The organism is Klebsiella sp. LY (assembly GCF_004010915.1).
Classification (GTDB): domain Bacteria; phylum Pseudomonadota; class Gammaproteobacteria; order Enterobacterales; family Enterobacteriaceae; genus Klebsiella; species Klebsiella quasipneumoniae.
In genome coordinates this window covers 136562-155554 of the sequence record NZ_CP022444.1, presented here as the reverse complement: position 1 = coordinate 155554, position 18993 = coordinate 136562, and the positions used below count along the sequence as shown (strand labels likewise).

Genomic DNA, 18993 nt, shown 5'->3' with positions numbered 1-18993 from the left:
GGCCTCTTAATGTTTATCCAGCCAGGCGCTGTAGAACGACGGACGACCGACGGCCTCGAAGCTGACGCCTTTCACCCACGGCGCGCCGGCGAACACCTGCGGTTCTTCGAAAATCGGGATCACATAGGCGTTTTCGATCAGATAGCGCTGGGCATCGCCGGTTAACTGCAGACGCTGCTGTGGCTCCACCGCCGCGGAGATGCCGGTCAGCAGATCGTTCAGCTTATCATCGCGGAAGTGCTGTACTTTATCGCTGGAGCCGCCTTTCTGCAGCAGCGCGTCGCGGTTGTTGGGGAAAAACATGCTTTTTACCACATCCGGATCGGCGCGGCCCACTTCCGAAACGGTGAGCGGCGTTTTCTGCGGGTCGAGGTTGTCAAGCGTACGGCTGCCGGCATCCCCGGCTTTGACCGTTAACGCGACTCCCACCTGGCGCCATTGCTGGGCGATCAGCTGCAGCACCTCTTTATTCTGCGGCTGCGGGAGCGACTCATAGACCGTCAGCGCCAGCCGCTGCCCGTCTTTGCTGCGAATCCCGTCGGCGGCCGCTTTCCAGCCGGCCTCATCCAGCAACTGCCGGGCTTTGGCCTGGTCGAAGGTCAGTTTATCGCTCAGATTGACATAGCCAGCAGCAGAGCTGGCCAGCACGGAGGTGGCTTGCGGGTAGTTAGCGGAGAACAGCGTCTCCACCACCTGTTTGGCGTTGGTGGCATGGAGCAGGGCCTGGCGCACCCGCAGGTCGGCGACCAGAGGGTTATCCGGGCGGAAGCTCAGGCTGTCGTTGACCCCGCGGGTAGGGGCGGCGTAGACCTTAAATCCCTGATCGGTCGCCTGTTTTTCATCGTAGGCCTGCACCTGGCGAATAAAGCCCGCCTGGCCGGCCAGCAGCGCGCCGATGCGCACGCTGTCTTCCGGGGTCACAATATAGGTGATGCCGTCGAGGTTGGCGGGCCCCTGCTGGGCGATGTTTTTCGGCCCCCACTGATAATCCTTGCGCGCCACCAGCGTCAGCTCGCGGCCCGGTTTTTCATCCTGCACCACAAAGGGACCGGAGCCGATGATATGCCGGGCATCGCCCAGCTCCTCAAAATTGCGCTGCAGGGTGCTGAGGGACACCAGACCGGAGCCGATGGTGGCGGTCCCTTGCAGAAAGCCCGGCGACGGTTTGTTGAAGTAAAATTTCACCGTCAGCGGGTCGATCACTTCGCTGCGCTGGTAGTTATTGATCACCTCCGAGACAGGCAGGCGGTGGGCTTTATCGCCCAGCCCATAGGTGTCGAAGTTTTTGGCGACGGCGGCGGCATCCAGCGGCGTACCGTCCGAGAAGGTGACCCCTTTGCGCAGGTGGAAAGTGTACTCGGTTTTATCGGCATTACTGGTCCAGCTCTCGGCGATCCACGGCTCAATCTCCAGCGTTTTCGGGTTCTGCCAGGTCAGCTTGTCGGTGATCTGATTGAGAATGCCGCCGTTTGGATAAAAGCCGCCGGCGGGTGGATAGAGATTGGTGTGCGGTTGCTGCTCCAGATAAATTAAGGTACCGCCTTTAACCGGCGTGTCGGCGGCCCAGACGGAAAAGGCGCCGGAAAGAAACAGCGCGGCCAGCGCGGGCAGGCGAAAATGACGATGCATGGTGAATTCCTTTGTTATCTATTGTGTTGCCATCATCGGGCGCGACTAAAAACAAAGGAACCAAGGAATTGCGCTAAGCATTTGCGGAAATTGCATTTACTTTTCGCGGCGGGAAGCGAGGGGAAGCGCCTCTCCCGGGCGGGAGAGGCGCTGGCGATTAGCTACGCAGATCGATAACCATACGGCCGCGGATCTGACCCTGCTCCATCTCTTTAAAAATGGCGTTGATATCTTCCAGCGGGCGCAGGGTGACTTTCGGCACCACTTTGCCTTCGGCGGCGAACTGGAAGGCTTCCACCAGATCCTGACGGGTACCGACCAGCGAGCCGACCACTTCGATGCCGTCGAGCACCAGACGTGGAATATCGAGGCTCATTGCTTCCGGCGGCAGGCCTACCGCCACCACGCGGCCGCCGGCGCGAACGGCATCCACCGCCGAGTTAAAGGCCGCTTTAGCAACCGCGGTCACCACGGCAGCATGCGCGCCGCCGGTTTTTTCCTGAATCACTTTCGCCGCATCTTCATTGCGCGAGTTGATGGTCAGATCGGCGCCCATCGAGGCCGCCAGCTCCAGCTGGCCGTCGTTGACGTCGATGGCGATCACTTTGGCGTTAAAGACATTCTTGGCATACTGCAGCGCCAGGTTGCCCAGGCCGCCGAGGCCGTAGATAGCGATCCACTGGCCCGGTTTGATGTGGGAGACCTTAACGGCTTTGTAGGTGGTGACCCCGGCGCAGGTGATGCTGCTGGCGGCGGCGGAGTCGAGGCCGTCCGGGACTTTAACCGCGTAGTTGGCGGTGACGATGCACTCTTCCGCCATGCCGCCGTCGACGGTATAACCGGCGTTTTTCACCGAGCGGCACAGCGTCTCGTTGCCGCTGTTACAGTATTCGCAGTGGCCGCAGCCTTCGAAGAACCACGCCACGCTGGCGCGATCGCCCGGCTTCAGGGAGGTGACGCCAGGGCCGACTTTTTGTACTACCCCGATCCCTTCATGACCAAGAATAACGCCGGTTTTATCGCCAAAATCGCCGTTTTTCACGTGCAGGTCAGTATGACACACGCCGCAGCATTCCATTTTCAACAGCGCTTCGCCGTATTCCAGCGGGCGCAGCGTTTTTTCCGTAACGTTAACCTGATGGTCGTGGGTAACAACAGCTGCCTTCATGCCTGTCTCCTTGTGAGGGGAATGATTAATTTTATTAATGCAATACTACCTAATAAGGATTAGACGCTATGGGGAAAAAAACAAGGCGCTTTAGTACAGGATGTGGTTTTTTGCTACAACGATAGCACAAAATTCAGACAATACCTCTAATTTTGGTAGGTAATAATAGCGTCACTGAATGGTCATGTTTTCTTCATTACTCAACACTATTGTTTTGCGCATCAATTTCTTATAACAACAGAGTAATACAACAATGCATCTGGTCAAAACGCTCCTCACTGCCGGTCTGCTTTTTTCCGCCGCCGCACAGGCTCACAATGTGCTGGAATTCCCGCAGCCGGAAAACAATCCCGAAGAGTTTTACGCGGTTACCGAGATCCCGGCTGGCGGGATCATTAAGTATGAAACCGACGCCAAAACAGGATTTATCATCGCCGACCGCTTTCAGTCGATGCCGGTGGCTTACCCGGCAAACTACGGTTCATTAACCCAGTCGCTGGCCGGGGATGGCGACCCGCTGGACGTGGTGTTTTACACCCGCGCGCCAATGGCCCCGGGCACGCTGATTAAGCTGCGGCCGATCGGCGTCCTTAAGATGGTAGACGGCGGTGAGAAAGACGACAAAATCATCGCCGTGCCGGCCAGCAAAATTGATCCCACCTATGACGACATCAAGACCATCGCCGATCTGCCGAAAATCGAGCAGCAGCGGCTGGAGGCCTTCTTCCGGGTCTATAAAGAACTGCCGGAGGGGCGGAAAAAGGTCGAGCTGGCCGGGTTTAATGATGCCGCCGCCGCGAAGCAGGAGATCAAATCGGCCTGGGAAGCCTGGAAGGGGAAGAACCCGCAATAATATTCATCGCGGGCGCAGTCCGGCGCCCGCAGCATTCCATCATCCGATACGCTACCCAGCCGTACTGGAGGGGTTATCCTCTTGACGCGTCCTGCGATAGATGGTTGTATAATACAACTATATCTTGATCTGGACGCATCGCTATGGCTGACACCTCCTTAATCCAACAGATCCGTACCGCCTCACGGTTAATGGTGCGCGAGCTGGGTTTTATGAACACCACGCTTGCCGCCACCCACTATTCGCCGTCGGCGGTGCATACCCTGCTCGAAGTGTCGGTGAGAGGGGCAATGACCGCCGCCCAGCTGGTGACTTTGCTGGGCCTGGAAAAATCGAGCGTCAGCCGGATGGTTGCCCGTCTGCTGGCGGCCGGGGAGCTGGAGGAACGTCCCTGCGCGGAGGATGCGCGGTCTAAATCGCTGGCGCTGACCGCCAAGGGGCACGATACGGTGGCGATGATCAACGCGTGGGCTACCCGCCGGGTGGTGGAGGCGTTAGGCCATCTGGATGAGCCGCAGCAGCGGACCGTCGCCAGCGGACTGGCGGCCTATACGCAGGCGCTGGCGCAGTGTCGGGATATCGCGCTGGCGGATACGACCCCGCAGATTTCGCTGGTGACCGGCTATCAGCCGGGGATGATCGGCCGGATAGCCCAGATGCACGGGGAGTATTACGCCCGGCACCATGACTTCGGCGCTTTTTTTGAAGGCAAGGTCGCCAGCGGCGTGGCGGAATTTGCCACCCGGCTTTCCTCGCCGGCCAACCAGATCTGGCTGGCGATGCGCGAGGGGAAGATTGTCGGTTCGGTGGCGATCGATGGCGAGGATCTCGGCCAGCAGCAGGCGCATCTACGCTGGTTCATTCTCGATGACAGCTGTCGGGGAACCGGCATTGGCAGGCGGCTCCTCAGTGAGGCGATGGCTTTCTGCGATAGTCGTCAGTTCAGCGCCGTTCAGCTGTGGACGTTTAAAGGTCTGGACGCGGCCCGCAAACTGTATGAGTCCTTTGGCTTCACGTTAACCCGCGAATGGCAGGGGGATCAGTGGGGAAAGGTGATGATCGAGCAGCAGTTTACCCGGCCAGGCAACGCCGGCTAAGGGCGGGGTGCCTTAGCCGGCGGGGGGCGAAGATTACCCCAGTTGATTAAGCAGCCGGGCGATCTCCTCTCGCCACTGCGCCTGCAGCGCAGGCTTTTGATGTTTCGGCTTACGGGCCATGTCGTCCGCCAGCCATTGCTCCAGAGCGATCAGGCGCGCCAGCAGCGCCTCTTCATCATCAGCCGCGAGTGACGGCTCCTGAGGTGAGTAGGCCACCGTCGGGGTGGAGGGCTGCGCCTGCAGACGGGCATAAACCTCTTCCAGACTGTGCCACTCCGTTAGCCCGGCGCGGTCGATCAGCCAGAAGCGGTTACAGCTTTCGCTAATAAGCTGGCGGTCATGACTAACCAGCAGCACGCCGCCGGGGTAGTCGCGGAGCGTCTGCGCCAGCGCCGCTTTGCCCTCCATATCAAGATGGTTGGTGGGTTCATCCAGCAGCAGCAGGCTGTAGCGCGCCAGCGACAGGCCGACGAACAGCAGTCGCGACCGCTCACCGCCGCTGAGGGTGCTCACCTTCTGGCTATGCCTCGCCCAGTCAAATCCAGCGGCGATCAGCGCCCGTTTCCGGGTGTCCGCCGACGGGGCGAACGGCGTCAGGGCGTCGAGCAGGCTGGCATCGTCCGGCAACTGCGCCAGCGTCTGGTCGTAATACCCGGGGTGAAGCCGGGGGTGCAGACGCAGCCCCGGAAGAGGCGATGCGTCGTTCATCTGCTGCCACAGCAGGCGCAGCAAGGACGATTTACCGCCGCCGTTGCGCCCCATGATGGCCACGCGATCTCCGCTGCGCAGTCGCGCCACGCCGGTGGTAAACAGGGCCGGCAGTCCCGGCGCGGGGGCCACCGGCAGCCTGTCCATCTCCAGCAGGCGGTCCGCCGGCAGGGCGTCCCCTTGCAACACCAGGCGCCACGGCGGGCCGACGCTGAGCTCAGTCTGCTCGTCTTTCAGGCGGGCGACCTGCTTCTCCATCTGTTTGGCTTTGCGGGCGAGATCTTCGTTGTCATACACCCGACCCCAGGTGGCCAGCCGCCGGGCGCTGGCACTGACCCGGTCGATCTCTTTTTGCTCGGCCTTATGACGTAATGCGGCGCTTTCATCCTGCTCCTGCAGTGCCTGACGGGCAGCGCTGCAGGGCAAGGCGAAGCTGTGCAGCGTCTGGTCGCGGAGGATCCAACTGGCATTAGTTACAGCATCCAGTAAGGTATTGTCATGTGACACCAGCACGAAGCTCCCCTGACAGGTTTGCAGGAAGCTTTCCAGCCACAACAGGGTGGGCAGATCGAGATGGTTGCCGGGCTCATCCAGCAGCAGCAGGTCAGGCTGGCGGATCAGCGCCCGGGCCAGCAGCAGGCGCGTGTGCTGCCCGCCGCTTAGGGTGCTGGTTTGCTGCGCCATCACCGCCGGCGTGAAGCCCATCTGCGCCAGCAGGCGTTCGGCCAGCCAGCGCTGTGCTTCCCGGGCGTCGGCGGGTAACGGGGCCAGCACCGCCTGCAGCAGTGACTGCGAACGCAGCGCCTCCGGCAGATGCTGTTCAACGCGGGCCATCAGACACTGACCGGCGAGCGAGACGCTGCCCGAGGTGGGCGCGAGGGTGCCGTCCAGCACCTGCAGCAGGGTGCTTTTGCCGCAACCGTTATGGCCAATGAGACCGATACGGTCGCCTTTCTTCAGGGTGAAGGAGAGGGTGTTAAACAGCGGCCCAAAAGCCGTCTCCACGTGGAGCGCATGGGCAGTTAGTAATGTACTCATAGTCAACTTACTCAAGAGTTACAGGCATGCGAATGCCTCGTCAAAACTCGCTGACGATAACCCGGTAAGCCGGAGAGAAGGGATTCTGTGAAGGGTCTTCGCTCAAGCCAAAGTTATCGCAGCACGATACCGATAACGCTTGAGCTGGCGCCATTGCCTAAGGCATGTGAAACAATAAACATTTCACAATACAGCATGGGGGGCCTCCTTTTATATTCAGTAAGTGAATGGGTGATGGCAGTGTAGTGGGGAAAGGAAAAGTGCGCCAGTGACAAAACTGGCAGGGGGCGTCCCCGCCAGCTTTCGCCTGCGCCACTTTTGCCTACGAAGCCGGGTTGGCGCAGAGGACTTATGTGTTTGCTAGAACATGATGGGAAACCAGCGGGCGTGGTCGCGGGTATATTCCGTCATCGCCTGGGGATCCTTTATCGCCTGGCAGGGGGCGTCGAGAATATTCGGATACGCATCCGGATACCAATCTTCCTCGGTGGTTAAGGTAAAAAAGCGAGACTCCCGGTGGGTTTCACAGGTATAGGCGTTTTTAATATTGTCGGCTTTGCGATATCCCTTGGGATCGCGATATTCGATATACACTTTGTACTCAGAACGGGTACCCCGCCACGCGCCCGGCTCCGGTTTCTGCCAGCGGACCGTCTGGTAGTAGCGCTCCCGCTCGCCGTAGCGATAGACGGTGGTCTCCCCGCCGGGAATCACGTCGGGTCTCAGGAAGAAAAAAGCCAGTCCCGCCAGCAGCAGTAGCAATGGCGGGAGAAGGTGGGTCAGCGGCCGCAGCGGCAGACGGTTGACCAGCAGCAGCCAGAGCAGCGGCGGGATCGTGATTACGATAACAGCGAAGAGGATTTTCGCCGGCGTATAGAGTTCATGCACCGACACCTCGCCGGCTTTCGCCGCGTAAAGCGCCTGCTTATCGCCGAAATACCAGTACTCGCCGTGAAAGGCGCTGATGGCGCTCACCAGCAGCAGCCCGCTAAACAACCCCAGCCAGACCCGTAATAGCGGTTGCAGAACCAATTTTTGCTGGCTCATTTAGGCTACCTCACCAGGGAGAGGGGCGATCGGGCGGGCAATCATGATTGCCGTGTCGCTGAGTGCGTTAAGATCGCTTACCGGAGCGCACTGGCGAGCCATGACCTGCGGATCGCGGTCCGGAAACCAGCCCTCATTGAATGACAGGGTGTAAAACTGGCTGTGCCGCTGCACTTCACAGCGCCAGGCGCGATGAAGATTATCCCTGTCGACAGGCCAGCGCGGATCTTTCGCTTCAACAAAAATCTCATATTTAGAGGGCTGAGTGATACGTTGGTTAGAATTTGTCTTCATCCAGAAAATGGCAGTGTAATAAACGTTGTGTTTCCCGTACTGAATACTGGCATCCCGTCCGGGGGTGACCTCCGGATGGAGGAAAATAAAGATTCCGGCGGCAATCAGTACCATCAGCGGGAATAGCGGATGCTGTATCGGCCGCCAGGGAATATTACGCACCGCCAACAGCCAGACCAGAGTCAGAAATAACACGTAGAGCAGGGCGAAGAAGAATTTACTCGGCGTATAGATGACGATATCCACCAGATCGCCGGTAGCGGGCTGATACTGCTCAGCGCGCGGGGTGAGCATCCACATATCGCCGCCAGAGAGTCACAGGCCGGCGATGATGGCGATACTACCCGTGAGGAGTAAGACAATCCGGATCAGAATAGCCTTCGCTTTATTCGCGTCAGGGGTTAATTTTTGCATTTCACATTCCGTTGTGAGGGGGTGAGAAACAACTATTTTGCACAGCGGAGGGCGCGCGGCAAATGCTATCCGTTTTCTATTTTTACGATAAATGAATATGGGCGGAAAAGGCGTTTCTGTGGTGGGAAATATTATCCGGACGCTATTAATAACCGGGCCGATCGTTCGGCCCGGTGAGCGCGATTAAATTGAGGTGCGGCGGTAATTACGATATTCCGGTAGCCAGAAATTATCGCTGATGGACTGCAGCAGCGCTTCTGCGGAGGTTTTCACCGCCACGCCCTGCTCCTGAGCCACCTTACCGACCGCGAAGGCGATCGCCCGCGAGACGGTCTGGATATCCTTCAGCTCCGGCAGCACCGGACCTTCACCGTTGTTCACCAGCGGCGAGTGTTTCGCCAGGGTTTCGCTGGCGGCCATCAGCATCTCGTCGGTGACCCGCGACGCGCCGGAGGCGATCACCCCCAGACCAATGCCCGGGAAGATATAGGAGTTGTTGCACTGGGCGATGGGGTACTGTTTGCCTTTGACGGTAACCGGGGCAAACGGACTGCCGGTGGCGACCAGCGCCTCGCCGTCGGTCCAGCTCAGGATATTCTGCGGCGTGGCTTCCACCCGTGACGTTGGGTTGGAGAGCGGCATCACGATTGGCCGCGGGCAATGCTTGTGCATTTCGCGGATAATCTCTTCCGTGAACAGCCCCGGCTGACCGGAAACGCCGATCAGGATGTTCGGTTTCACGTTGCGCACCACGTCGAGCAGGGAAAGTACATCGTTAGTGGTATCCCAGCCCTGCAGATGTTCGCGTTTCTGCACCAGCTTGTTCTGGAACGGCAGCAGATTAGGCATGCCGTCGGTTAACAGGCCAAAGCGGTCAACCATGAACACGCGCTGGCGGGCCTCTTCTTCACTGAGTCCTTCGCGGACGATCTGGGCGATAATTTGCTCGGCGATGCCGCAGCCGGCGGAGCCCGCCCCGAGGAAGACAATTTTCTGTTCGCTCAGCTGACTGCCGGCGCCGCGGCTGGCGGCGATCAGCGTCCCGACGGTCACCGCCGCGGTACCCTGGATATCGTCGTTAAAGGAGCAGATCTCATTGCGGTAGCGGTTGAGCAGCGGCATAGCGTTCTTCTGCGCAAAGTCTTCAAACTGCAGCAGCACGTCCGGCCAGCGGGCCTTAATCGCCTGGATCACGTCGTCAACGAACTGGTAGTACTCGTCATCGGTAATACGCGGGTGGCGCCAGCCCATATACAGCGGATCGTCCAGCAACTGCTGGTTGTTTGTTCCGACGTCCAGCACGATGGGCAGGGTGTAAGCCGGGCTGATGCCGCCGCAAGTGGTGTACAGCGACAGTTTGCCGATCGGGATCCCCATCCCGCCGATGCCCTGGTCGCCGAGGCCGAGGATACGCTCGCCATCGGTCACCACAATCACTTTGACGTTATGGTTCGGTACGTTCTGCAGAATGTCGTCAAGATTATGGCGATTCTGGTAGGAGATAAAGACGCCGCGGGCGCGACGGTAAATCTCGGAGAAACGTTCGCAGGCGGCGCCTACCGTCGGGGTATAGATAACCGGCATCATCTCTTCGAGATGGTTGCCAATCAGGCGATAGAAAAGGGTCTCGTTGGTGTCCTGGATGTTACGCAGGTAAATGTGTTTGTCGATTTCTGTTTTGAATCCCTGATACTGGATCCACGCGCGTTCCGCTTGCTCTTCGATGGTTTCAACCACTTCCGGCAGCAGGCCAAGAAGGTTGAAACTGCTGCGCTCTTCCATACTGAAGGCGCTGCCCTTGTTGAGCAGGGGGAATTCAAGCAGAACGGGACCCGCGTAGGGGATGTACAGGGAACGGTTTTTCTTATGGGTAAATTGCATCGCACTAACTCCTTGATCGTGTCCACAGTCCCGGCGCGGCGATAAGCGAAGGGCGGGGGGAAAAGCAGCGGGCAGAGTATAGAGCAGAAGGTCTTCAAGCGGGTAAACAAGCCGTCAATTGCCATAAAAAAACACCATCCTGGCAACAGGACGGTGTTGTTTATCATCACTCAGGCTGAAAATTAACCACCGCGGCGTTTGCGGCCGGTAGCATGGATATGGTTGAGGGTGGTTGCTTCATCGCCTTCCAGCACCACTTTTTTCTGCTGGGAAAGCTTGTAGTTCAGACCGAGAAGATGACGTGCCTGATGGTTCGATTTCATTCTGACTCCTTTATCCTGTTCTGGTTTCAAGGGCAAACCCGGTGGTGACCGGATGAAATGTAACCCAAAGTTGGCCGCACGTTTTTTATGCGGCCACAGGTAGGGTGGTCCATTTTCAGGGCAATAGCAACCTCAGTGCGCCAGATTAAGAACAGTCTCCCTCGCGCAGCGCCGGCGTTACCACTTCATCTCGCCGGTATTAACTTTGGCGCTGAGCTCCAGCGAGCTGGTTTCCGCCAGCCCTGGCCACTGTGTCTCCATTGCCTTGATCACCCCGGCGGAGTCCTTATGTGTCTTCAGCGCTTGCTCAAACTGCTGGAGGTAGGTTTTGGTAAAGCGCACCGCGCTGTCACCCTCCGGCGGCGTGCCGAGGTAATGTCCCGGGATCACCTGCTGCGGGTGCAGAGCAATCATCTGGTCCAGCGTAGTGCGCCACTGCTGTCGACTGGCCGGCGTCTGGGTGTCGGCGGTCCAGAGATGCATGCCCCAGGCCACGCCGGTGCCGCCGAGGATCGTTTTGTTCGCCCGGATCCAAACGAACGCCGCGTAGTCATGGGGCTGCATAATCGTCACTTTTTCGCCATCGATGGTAAAGCTGTTGGCTTTCAGCGCCTGCGGGACGTATACCTGCGTCGGCGCACCGTCTTTCATCTGTGGTCCCCAGTACGCCAGCTTTGCCGCTTTGGTGGCTGCAATATGTTTAACCACTTCCGGCGTGGCGACCACTTCCGCCTGCGGGAAGGCTTTCACCAGCGGCTCAAGGCCAAAATAGAAGTCAGGATCGCCGGAGGTGATCACAATCCGCGACAGCGGTTTGCCGTTTTTCTTGATCATGTCTACCAGCTTTTCGCCGTCTTTGACGCTGAACTGGGCGTCAAACAGCACCGCTTCATGCGGGCCGGAAACGAGGGTGGAGTTGACGGCAAAAAGACCTTTCTCCTGAGGGTTGTAAGTCTGCAGCGTCAGCGGCGCCGCGAAGACCGCGCCGCTGAACAGGGCGGAGGCAATAGCAAGAGCAGATAATTTCATGATTCATTCTCAATGACAGGGGAATGCGTAGCATTGTACGGATTTCGCCATTTGATAGAATTCCTGAAATAAGAGATGCTGAGTTTCATAAATCGTGCAGGTAAAGGGGGCGTGATGGACAGGGTAATTGCGGCGCAGGTGTATCTGCGAATTTGCGAGCTGGGAAGCCTCAGCGCCGCGGCGCGCGCGCTGGGGATGTCGCGCCCGATGGTCAGCCGCTATCTGGAACAGATGGAGAGCTGGGCCGGCGCCCGGCTGATCCATCGCTCAACCCGGCGGCTGACGCTGACCCCGGCCGGGGAGAAGGTATTGCTCAAGACCCGCGGTCTGACGCGGATCGCTGATGAAATCGCCGGCGAACGCCAGCGTGCCGACCCCAGCGGCACGCTGCGGGTGGCGTGCGCGCATTTTACCGCGATGCAGCTGATCTCCCCGCTACTGCCGGATTTTCTTGCCCGTTATCCGCTGTTGCGTCTGGAGCTGGATATCAATAACCATCCGGTCAGCCTGATCGGCGAGCGCATCGACGTGGCTATTCGAATTACCGATAATCCGGAGGCGGGGGCTATCGCTCGCCGCCTAGGCGTGTGCCGGTCGCTACTCTGCGCTGCGCCGCGCTGGATCCGCCAGCATGGTCCGCTGACGACCCTTGACGATCTGCAACAGCATAACTGCCTGTTATACAGTCATTTTGCCGGCCAGCGCTGGCAATTCAGCGATGCACAGGGTCAGGAGGCGTCGGTGGCAGTGAACGGTAATCTGAGCGCCGGGATCTCTTCCTTACTGCTGGAGGCGGCGGTCGCGGGGTGCGGCATCGCGATGCTCCCCGAACTGGAGGCGCGGAGCGCGATTGCCAGCGGCGCGCTGGAGGTGGTGCTTCCTGACTGGACGCCGAAGGCGCTGAGCGTTTACGGCATCTATCTTTCCCGCGACTATCAGCCCGATGGGCTGCCGCTGTTTCTGGATGCGCTGCAGCGACGGCTGGGGGAGACGCTCGCCGATGCCTGAGCAACGGCGCCGCCTTCAGCGGCAGCGCCGGCGGGCGGTTGCCCTGCCGGAAAGCCAAGGATCAACCTTACTCATTGCCCCACTGATTAAGGAAGTTGGCGATATCGTCAATACGGCGTTCGTCAATGGCCGCCTCGCGGGCCATCTCCTGCTGCGCTTCTTCATCGATCTCTTCGTTGTTGGTTAATCGCGCAATCAGCAGCTGAAAATAGCGCGCCAGCGCATCGCGTTCCTCATCCTTAACCGGGGCAGCCGCTTCGGTCTCGTATTCGTCCACGATGTCATAAAATTTCAGGGGAATGTCGTTACTCATCTGTCGTCCTCAGGATTGGCGTCAGGGCCGGGGTTAGCGCACAGCGGCGGGCGAGTATCATAGCACGCAGCCGGTAGGCTGCAGGAGAGGAAAAATCGCTGCGGCGGCGAGGCGAGAGGGCAGATATCGCTCCCCGGGGGACGGAGGGTAAAACCGGCGCGCGATGCCGCACGCCGGTCTGCCAGGAGGCTTAGACTACCCCGTCTCCACCGTCAGAGCACCACACCTGGCCGGAGGTATATGAGCAGGCATCGGATGCCAGGGTGACGTACAGCGGGGCGATCTCGACCGGCTGCCCCGGGCGCCCCATCGGCGTGTCTTTCCCGAACTGTTTCACTTTCTCGTCCGGCTGACCGCCGCTGGACTGCAGCACCGTCCAGTAAGGGCCGGGGGCTACGGCGTTAACGCGAATGCCGCGTTTTGCCACCTGTTTGGCCAGCGATTTGGTGAAGATCGCCAGGCAGGCTTTGGTCTGGGCGTAATCGAGGAGGATCGGACTGGGTTTATAGGCCTGCACCGAGGTGGTGTTGATGATCGCGCTCCCGGCCTGGAGATGGGGCAGCGCGGCGCGGGTGATCCAGAACGGCGCGTAGACATTGGTCTTAAAGGTGGCGTCAAAGTCTTCAGTGGTCAGCTCCTCAAGGGTCTCACAATATTGCTGACGTCCGGCGTTATTGACCAGGATGCTCAGGCCTCCCAGCTGTTGCACCGCGTCGGCCACCAGCGACTGACAGAAGGACTCGGAGCGAATATCCCCCGGCAGGGCCACCGCGGTGCGGCCTTCGGCTTTGATCAGAGCGATGACTTCATCGGCGTCCTCTTGCTCCTCCGGCAGATAGCTTATGGCGACATCGGCCCCTTCGCGGGCAAAGGCGATCGCCACCGCGCGGCCAATGCCGGAGTCGCCGCCGGTAATTAGCGCTTTCTTACCGGCCAGCCGCCCGGTGCCGGTGTAGCTGGTTTCCCCATGGTCCGGTGACGGCTCCATTTCCGCATCCAGACCCGGCGGGTTCTGTTCTTGCTCCGGGAACTCCGGACGTGGAGCCGTCTCTTCTGGCAACATGGAGGTGGGTAGTTTCTTCATGGGCGGTTTTTCATCTTGCATAGTCATCTCCTTCAGACAGAACGGGCCAGCTGTAAGGATAGGTCAGGTTCCCCCATCGCCAGACCCCGGATGACTCACCCAGGGCCAGTGAATGGCCGCGAAAAGACGCATTGTTATTCCTTAACCGACTGATCCCCGGCGTATTTAAGCAAATAGCGCTGCGTTATCATTGCCGGGGTTAAATTAGGATTATTCCATCATGACTTAATGCGGGCTGGCTATTTTATTTGCTGCGCGGCGGAGATTTTTTAAAGGCAGAGAGGGAGACAAAGTGAAAAGGGGAATAATAGGGTAATCCGCTACGCATGGATAATAATGGTATACCTCTTTGGTGTTAATTTTTGGAAGGGTGGCAGCCCGGGATTTGTAGAAACATTTATTCATCAGATTATTTTCATTAGTTTACAAACGTGAACCAATGTCCACAGTACAGTTCACAAGGTACATATAACCCAAAGCGAATAAGGGAGTTGCGTAAAAATTAATTTTTATTGCCGCTTCGCTGTGGTTAATTTATTTTGTCGATGCGCTGGGTGATGGCCAAAATTAATTTGACTCCTGCGGGTATTCCTCTAGTGTTAGATATCGAGGGCGATGATTTGTAACAGGGTCATTTTCCATTTACCAACCGATATTGATCAAACCAAAGGTGAAAATTATGGCAGAGCATAGAGGCGGTTCAGGTAATTTTGCAGAAGATCGTGAAAAAGCATCCGAAGCCGGGCGTAAAGGTGGGCAGCACAGCGGCGGGAACTTCAAAAATGATCCTGAGCGTGCATCCGAAGCCGGTAAAAAGGGTGGTAAGAACAGCCATGGCGGCGGCCGTAAATCCGGCGACAGCTGATGACTGATGACCCGTGACGCCGTTATGACGGCGTCGGGAAAGAAACCTGTGGGCCTGTGGGTCCGCAGGTTTCTGTTTATTTGCAAACGCTTCCCTCAGCTATTGTCTATTCTCCGCGACGGGAAAAGAGGTGCAGAATAATTTAATTACAGCCATCTTAACAATTAAATACTGATTACCGCAACGGCATTGTGCCGGCGAAGCGCTAAGAGTGAGTAAATAACGGTTCGGAGCAATACGTAACAGTACTGCTTTTTATCGCTGTGCATAAGTAAGCTATTTTAAGCCTGGTGTCAATCGTCGGACGCCAGGGGCGGGTAGCAACACATCCGCTTGCTAAATATTGTTCAGATCTAAGGTAATAAAATGAAACTGACGCCGGTATTTATTAAGCGCTGTCATCTTGTGGCCGCCGTTATGTGGGTGGGCCTGGCGATACCCTCGTTAATCTGGTGGAAAGACAGCGTCCTGTGGGTCATTCTCATCAGTATTTATGCCAATATTGTTGGACATTTATCCGGATATAGCGCAGCGCGAGCTGACCAGGCGGCGGAAGAGAATGAAGATTCCCCGTCAAAATAAATAATTAACGATCAGAGGTGTATATGACGGATAGTGAAAATTACCACAACTGGCTTCGCGATGCCCATGCCATGGAAAAACAGGCCGAGTCACTGCTTATGGCCACCATCAGACGCCTCGATAATGAACCGCAACTGCGAACCCGCCTTGAACAACATCTTTATGAAACTCGTCGGCAACTGTCCGCTCTGCAGGACCTTATCGCCCGCAACCATATTTCCCGCTCGGCGCTGAAGGATGCGATGAGCCGGGTCGCAGCCCTGGGCCAGACTATCGGCATCATGCTACCCGGCGATGAGCTCATTAAACTCATTCTCACCGCCTACGTTTTTGCCCATTTTGAGGTCGCCTGCTATACCGCTTTATTAACGGCGGCGAAGCGCGTGGGGGACCATAGCGCGATGCCGACTCTGGAAGGGATCCTTGCCGAAGAGAGAGGGATGGCTGACTGGCTGCTGCATCATCTGCCGGCGCTGACCGGACAATATCTGATGCATAACTCTCTGCCCGGCGTTGAGGCCGGACAATAAGCCGCCGGAGTCAATCATGGTTAAGCGCCACACCATCGCGATCCTCGCCACAGAGAAAGCGGTTCCGCTGAAATTAACCGCCAGGCAGCAGGCGCTGGTGGACGCGGTGGCGAACAGGGTGCCACCTGCAGAGCACGGCCCCGTATCGCCAGTCGACAAAACGCGCACGAAAACCAGCAGGGCGCGCTGAGGACGCTGACAGTGGCGGGCAGAACGCAAGGTGATAGTGATGCAACAGGAAGAGTGGTTTCACAGAGCGGTCATCTATCAGGTTGACAGTGCTCTGTTTTACGACGCCAACGGCGATGGGTTTGGCGATCTTGCCGGTATACGCCAAAAGCTGCACTACATTCGTAGCCTGGGGGCGACGGTGCTCTGGCTGACCCCTTTCTATCTTACCCCACTGCAGGATGATGGCTATGATATCAGCGACCATTTGCAGCCCGATCCCCGTTTCGGGACCATCGCCGATGTGATTGAGCTGATTGCCCGCGCCCGGGAGCTGGGGCTGCGGGTGATTGTTGAGCTGGTTATCCAGCACACTTCTGCCCAGCACCCGTGGTTTCAGGCGGCGCGACGCGATCCCCGGTCGCCGTGGCGGCCATACTATCTTTGGGCCGATCGGCCGCCGGAGAACGACGATCCTCCCATGTTTCCCGGCGTCGAGGAGAGCGTCTGGAGCTGGGACGACCAGGCCGGACAATACTATCGCCACATGTTTTATCGCCATGAGCCCGACCTGAATCTCGCTCATCCGCCGGTGATCGCTGAAATTGAAAACATCATCACCTTCTGGCTGCAGGCCGGGGTGTCAGGATTTCGCCTCGATGCGGCGTCACATCTGGTGAAGCAGGCCGGGAAGGGCGACGAGGCGCGGGGCTACCCGCTGTTGATGCATCTCCGGCAGGTCGTGCAGCGCCTCAATCCCGACGCGATACTGTTGGGTGAAGTGGACGTGGAAGTGGAAGATTATCGCCATTATTTCGGCCGCGGCGATCGGCTGCAGATGGTGCTCAATTTTTGGCTTAATAAATATCTCTATGTCAGCCTGGCGCAGCAGCGCGCCACCCCGGTAGTGAAGGCGTTGCAGGCAATGGTGGCCCCGCCGGACGGATGCTGCTTCGTCAACTGGCTGCGTAACCATGATGAACTGGATCTTGAGGGGATTGGCGAACGCAACAAACGCCAGGTTATCCGCACCTTTGCCCCTGATAAATCGATGTCCGTTTACCAGCGCGGCGTGCGCCGGCGGCTGGCGCCGATGCTGGATGGCGATACCCGACGCATCGCGCTGGCTCATGCCATCCTGCTCGCGCTGCCTGGCGTGCCGGTGATGCGCTATGGCGACGAGATTGGTATGGGCGACGATCTGCGCTTACCGGAGCGCTACGCGGTCCGAACGCCGATGCAGTGGTCGGGCGCGCCCAACGGCGGCTTTTCCCGGGCGGCGCCGGATGATTTGCCGGTGAAACCGGTGGCCAGTGGACGGTTTCGCTACCAGCGGATCAATGTCGAAGCGGCGTTGCGCCACCCCCGGTCGCTACTGCATCGGGTACGCAATATGGTACTGGCGCGCACGGAATATACTGAACCGGGATCCATCCCTTTTACCCTTATTACAGTGAAGCCAGCCGCGGTGCTGGGCTTGTGCTATCGCAGCGAATCGCGGGAGGTGCTGATGCTGGCGAACTGCAGCCAGCAGGCAGTGGAGGTCCAGCTCCCGCCGCTGGCCGAGGGTTACTGGAGCCCGATCCTGGAAGATAAGTTCTACCAGGACGGGCTATACGGCGGAGAAAAGGCGCGGCTGGCGCTATCCGGCTATGGTTACCGCTGGTTCAGCCGCAGCCTGCTTTAGCGCCGTCTTCCTGGTCGGCGGAACAACGCCCGCAGGGCCATCGTCGCCACTGCCACGCCGACGCCGGCAGCCACTTTCCCCGGGAGATCGGCGCTGATGGTCACCGCTTTACGCCGCGCGCCATCGTTAAAGGGGCCGTGTCCGGGATGATTGCCGCGCACTGGCGTGAACAGGTCGTCCTGATGCTCTGCCGGCTTCGGCTGGCCGGTAAACTGTCCCTCCCACGCTTTTTTCACCATCAGCCGATCGAGCAGACGAGGGAAGAAGACCTGGCCGAGGATCGACTGGATGGTGCTTTTCCCCACCCACAGCTCGTTCACCGGCCGCTGGATCACGCTGTAGATGGCCTCAGCGGCGACCTCCGGCTGATAGACCGGCGGTACCGGCTGCATGGCCTGCTCCATTTTGTTGCGCGCCCAGCCAAACTGAGCAGTATTCATCCCCGGCAGCTGGACCATGGTCAACTGGATGTGGCTTTTCTCATGCATCAGCTCGGTGCGCACGGCATCGGTGAAGCCGCGGATCGCCGCTTTAGCTCCGCAATAGGCCGACTGCAGGGGGATCGAGCGCCAGGCCAGCGCCGATCCAGCCTGAATAATCACCCCCCGATCCCGGGGCGTCATGACCTCGAGCGCCGCGCGGGTGCCGTTGACATAGCCGAGATAGGTCACCTCCGTCACCCGGCGAAATTCGTCGTCGCTCATCTGCCGAAAGGGCGCCAGCACGGTGGTCATGGCGTTATTGATCCAGACGTCGATGGCGCCGAGGGAGGCTTCCACCTCGGAGGCGGCGCGCTGCACGGCCCCGGCATCGGCGACATCGGCGCTAATCGCCAGCGTTTTGACGCCGAAACGTTCACAAGCCTGCTGCGTCTCCTGCAGACCCGTTTCATCGCGGGCGATCAGCGCCACGTGATACCCTGCGCGGGCGAAACGCAGCGCGGTGGTTTTTCCTGCCCCGGCGGTTCCGCCGGTAATAACCATCACGGACATAGTGACCTCATTAATTGTTTCGCTATCGTAAATTTAAGCTGCACGGATCGAATCATTATTAAGCATAAATAACGACGGTGAGGTGGGAAATATCCTGGAATAAGCGCAGTGTGAATCAGGCGACATATCCTGATGACTCTGGCCTGTTTCTGCATAAGCAGACGTTAAGGTTCTATAATCTGTAAGATACTTGACAACCCGCGAGGAGGAAAAATGTTGACAGTAAACACGCGTAGCGTTGAAAAAGAAGAGGACGACGCCACCCGCGCCCCGGAATCGGGGG

The 18993-nt window shown here is 58.5% G+C and carries 19 protein-coding genes and 1 pseudogene; 9 read left to right on the top strand and 11 right to left on the bottom strand.

The features are described from left to right. Positions 1-6: 6 nt before the first annotated feature. Both CE636_RS03480 and adhP read right to left on the bottom strand, forming a co-directional pair. Entirely contained in the window at positions 7-1629 is a 1623-nt protein-coding gene (locus CE636_RS03480; protein WP_004202659.1) for a TIGR04028 family ABC transporter substrate-binding protein, read from the bottom strand. Positions 1630-1786: 157 nt separating this feature from the next. Beyond that, positions 1787-2797, bottom strand: coding sequence for an alcohol dehydrogenase AdhP (gene adhP / locus CE636_RS03475; RefSeq protein ID WP_004202657.1), 1011 nt, complete (start codon positions 2795-2797; stop codon positions 1787-1789). Between the two features lie 253 nt (positions 2798-3050). On the opposite strand from adhP, the gene CE636_RS03470 reads away from it, so the two are divergent. Together CE636_RS03470 and CE636_RS03465 are read left to right on the top strand one after the other, a co-directional pair. Next, entirely contained in the window at positions 3051-3650 is a 600-nt protein-coding gene (locus tag CE636_RS03470; protein ID WP_004202655.1) for an inorganic diphosphatase, read from the top strand. A gap of 143 nt (positions 3651-3793) precedes the next feature. Next, the gene (locus CE636_RS03465) at positions 3794-4747 is read left to right on the top strand and encodes a bifunctional helix-turn-helix transcriptional regulator/GNAT family N-acetyltransferase (RefSeq protein WP_017900526.1); all 954 of its coding nucleotides are present in this window, start codon (positions 3794-3796) and stop codon (positions 4745-4747) included. A gap of 33 nt (positions 4748-4780) precedes the next feature. Here the strand turns inward: CE636_RS03465 and CE636_RS03460 are convergent, their stop codons facing one another. The 4 genes and pseudogenes from CE636_RS03460 to CE636_RS03445 all read right to left on the bottom strand — a co-directional run bounded on the left by CE636_RS03460 (position 4781) and on the right by CE636_RS03445 (position 10129). Then, complete coding sequence (locus CE636_RS03460; protein ID WP_017900527.1) at positions 4781-6493, bottom strand: ABC-F family ATP-binding cassette domain-containing protein; 1713 nt, start codon at positions 6491-6493, stop codon at positions 4781-4783. Positions 6494-6853: 360 nt separating this feature from the next. Then, positions 6854-7540, bottom strand: coding sequence for a hypothetical protein (locus tag CE636_RS03455; RefSeq protein ID WP_017900528.1), 687 nt, complete (start codon positions 7538-7540; stop codon positions 6854-6856). Continuing rightward, positions 7541-8248: pseudogene (locus CE636_RS03450) on the bottom strand (glycosyl transferase). Between the two features lie 183 nt (positions 8249-8431). Then, positions 8432-10129, bottom strand: coding sequence for an NAD-dependent malic enzyme (locus tag CE636_RS03445; RefSeq protein ID WP_004202648.1), 1698 nt, complete (start codon positions 10127-10129; stop codon positions 8432-8434). A 78-nt stretch (positions 10130-10207) separates the two neighbouring features. On the opposite strand from CE636_RS03445, the gene CE636_RS28510 reads away from it, so the two are divergent. Next, the gene (locus CE636_RS28510) at positions 10208-10315 is read left to right on the top strand and encodes a hypothetical protein (protein ID WP_032425875.1); all 108 of its coding nucleotides are present in this window, start codon (positions 10208-10210) and stop codon (positions 10313-10315) included. On the opposite strand, the gene sra is transcribed toward CE636_RS28510, so the two are convergent. Both sra and CE636_RS03435 read right to left on the bottom strand, forming a co-directional pair. Next, entirely contained in the window at positions 10312-10452 is a 141-nt protein-coding gene (gene sra / locus CE636_RS03440; protein ID WP_004202647.1) for a stationary-phase-induced ribosome-associated protein, read from the bottom strand. The two genes, CE636_RS28510 and sra, sit on opposite strands and share 4 nt — an antisense overlap. 177 nt (positions 10453-10629) lie before the next feature. Beyond that, the gene (locus tag CE636_RS03435) at positions 10630-11481 is read right to left on the bottom strand and encodes a Vmh family MBL fold metallo-hydrolase (protein ID WP_017900529.1); all 852 of its coding nucleotides are present in this window, start codon (positions 11479-11481) and stop codon (positions 10630-10632) included. 114 nt (positions 11482-11595) lie between these two features. On the opposite strand from CE636_RS03435, the gene CE636_RS03430 reads away from it, so the two are divergent. Further along, positions 11596-12489, top strand: coding sequence for a LysR family transcriptional regulator (locus CE636_RS03430; protein ID WP_017900530.1), 894 nt, complete (start codon positions 11596-11598; stop codon positions 12487-12489). Positions 12490-12556: 67 nt separating this feature from the next. Here the strand turns inward: CE636_RS03430 and CE636_RS03425 are convergent, their stop codons facing one another. Together CE636_RS03425 and CE636_RS03420 are read right to left on the bottom strand one after the other, a co-directional pair. Next, on the bottom strand, positions 12557-12802 hold the full coding sequence (locus CE636_RS03425; RefSeq protein WP_004202643.1) for a YmjA family protein: 246 nt from the start codon (positions 12800-12802) through the stop codon (positions 12557-12559). 190 nt (positions 12803-12992) lie between these two features. Continuing rightward, positions 12993-13907, bottom strand: coding sequence for an SDR family oxidoreductase (locus CE636_RS03420; RefSeq protein WP_004202642.1), 915 nt, complete (start codon positions 13905-13907; stop codon positions 12993-12995). Positions 13908-14565: 658 nt separating this feature from the next. Here CE636_RS03420 and CE636_RS03415 point away from each other — a divergent pair. The 5 genes from CE636_RS03415 (at position 14566) to CE636_RS03400 (ending at position 17718) form a co-directional block, all read left to right on the top strand. Next, positions 14566-14751 (top strand): general stress protein, encoded by a 186-nt coding sequence (locus CE636_RS03415; protein WP_004143718.1) that lies wholly within the window; start codon positions 14566-14568, stop codon positions 14749-14751. 366 nt (positions 14752-15117) lie between these two features. Then, positions 15118-15333 (top strand): hypothetical protein, encoded by a 216-nt coding sequence (locus tag CE636_RS03410; RefSeq protein ID WP_004202641.1) that lies wholly within the window; start codon positions 15118-15120, stop codon positions 15331-15333. 23 nt (positions 15334-15356) lie between these two features. Next, positions 15357-15863: a ferritin-like domain-containing protein gene (locus tag CE636_RS03405; RefSeq protein ID WP_017900531.1), complete on the top strand. Its 507-nt coding sequence runs from the start codon at positions 15357-15359 to the stop codon at positions 15861-15863. A gap of 16 nt (positions 15864-15879) precedes the next feature. Then, positions 15880-16053, top strand: coding sequence for a hypothetical protein (locus CE636_RS28505; protein WP_017900532.1), 174 nt, complete (start codon positions 15880-15882; stop codon positions 16051-16053). Between the two features lie 39 nt (positions 16054-16092). Then, entirely contained in the window at positions 16093-17718 is a 1626-nt protein-coding gene (locus CE636_RS03400; RefSeq protein WP_017900533.1) for an alpha-amylase family protein, read from the top strand. On the opposite strand, the gene CE636_RS03395 is transcribed toward CE636_RS03400, so the two are convergent. Next, complete coding sequence (locus CE636_RS03395) at positions 17715-18710, bottom strand: SDR family oxidoreductase (protein ID WP_017900534.1); 996 nt, start codon at positions 18708-18710, stop codon at positions 17715-17717. The two genes, CE636_RS03400 and CE636_RS03395, sit on opposite strands and share 4 nt — an antisense overlap. Positions 18711-18993: the final 283 nt, after the last annotated feature.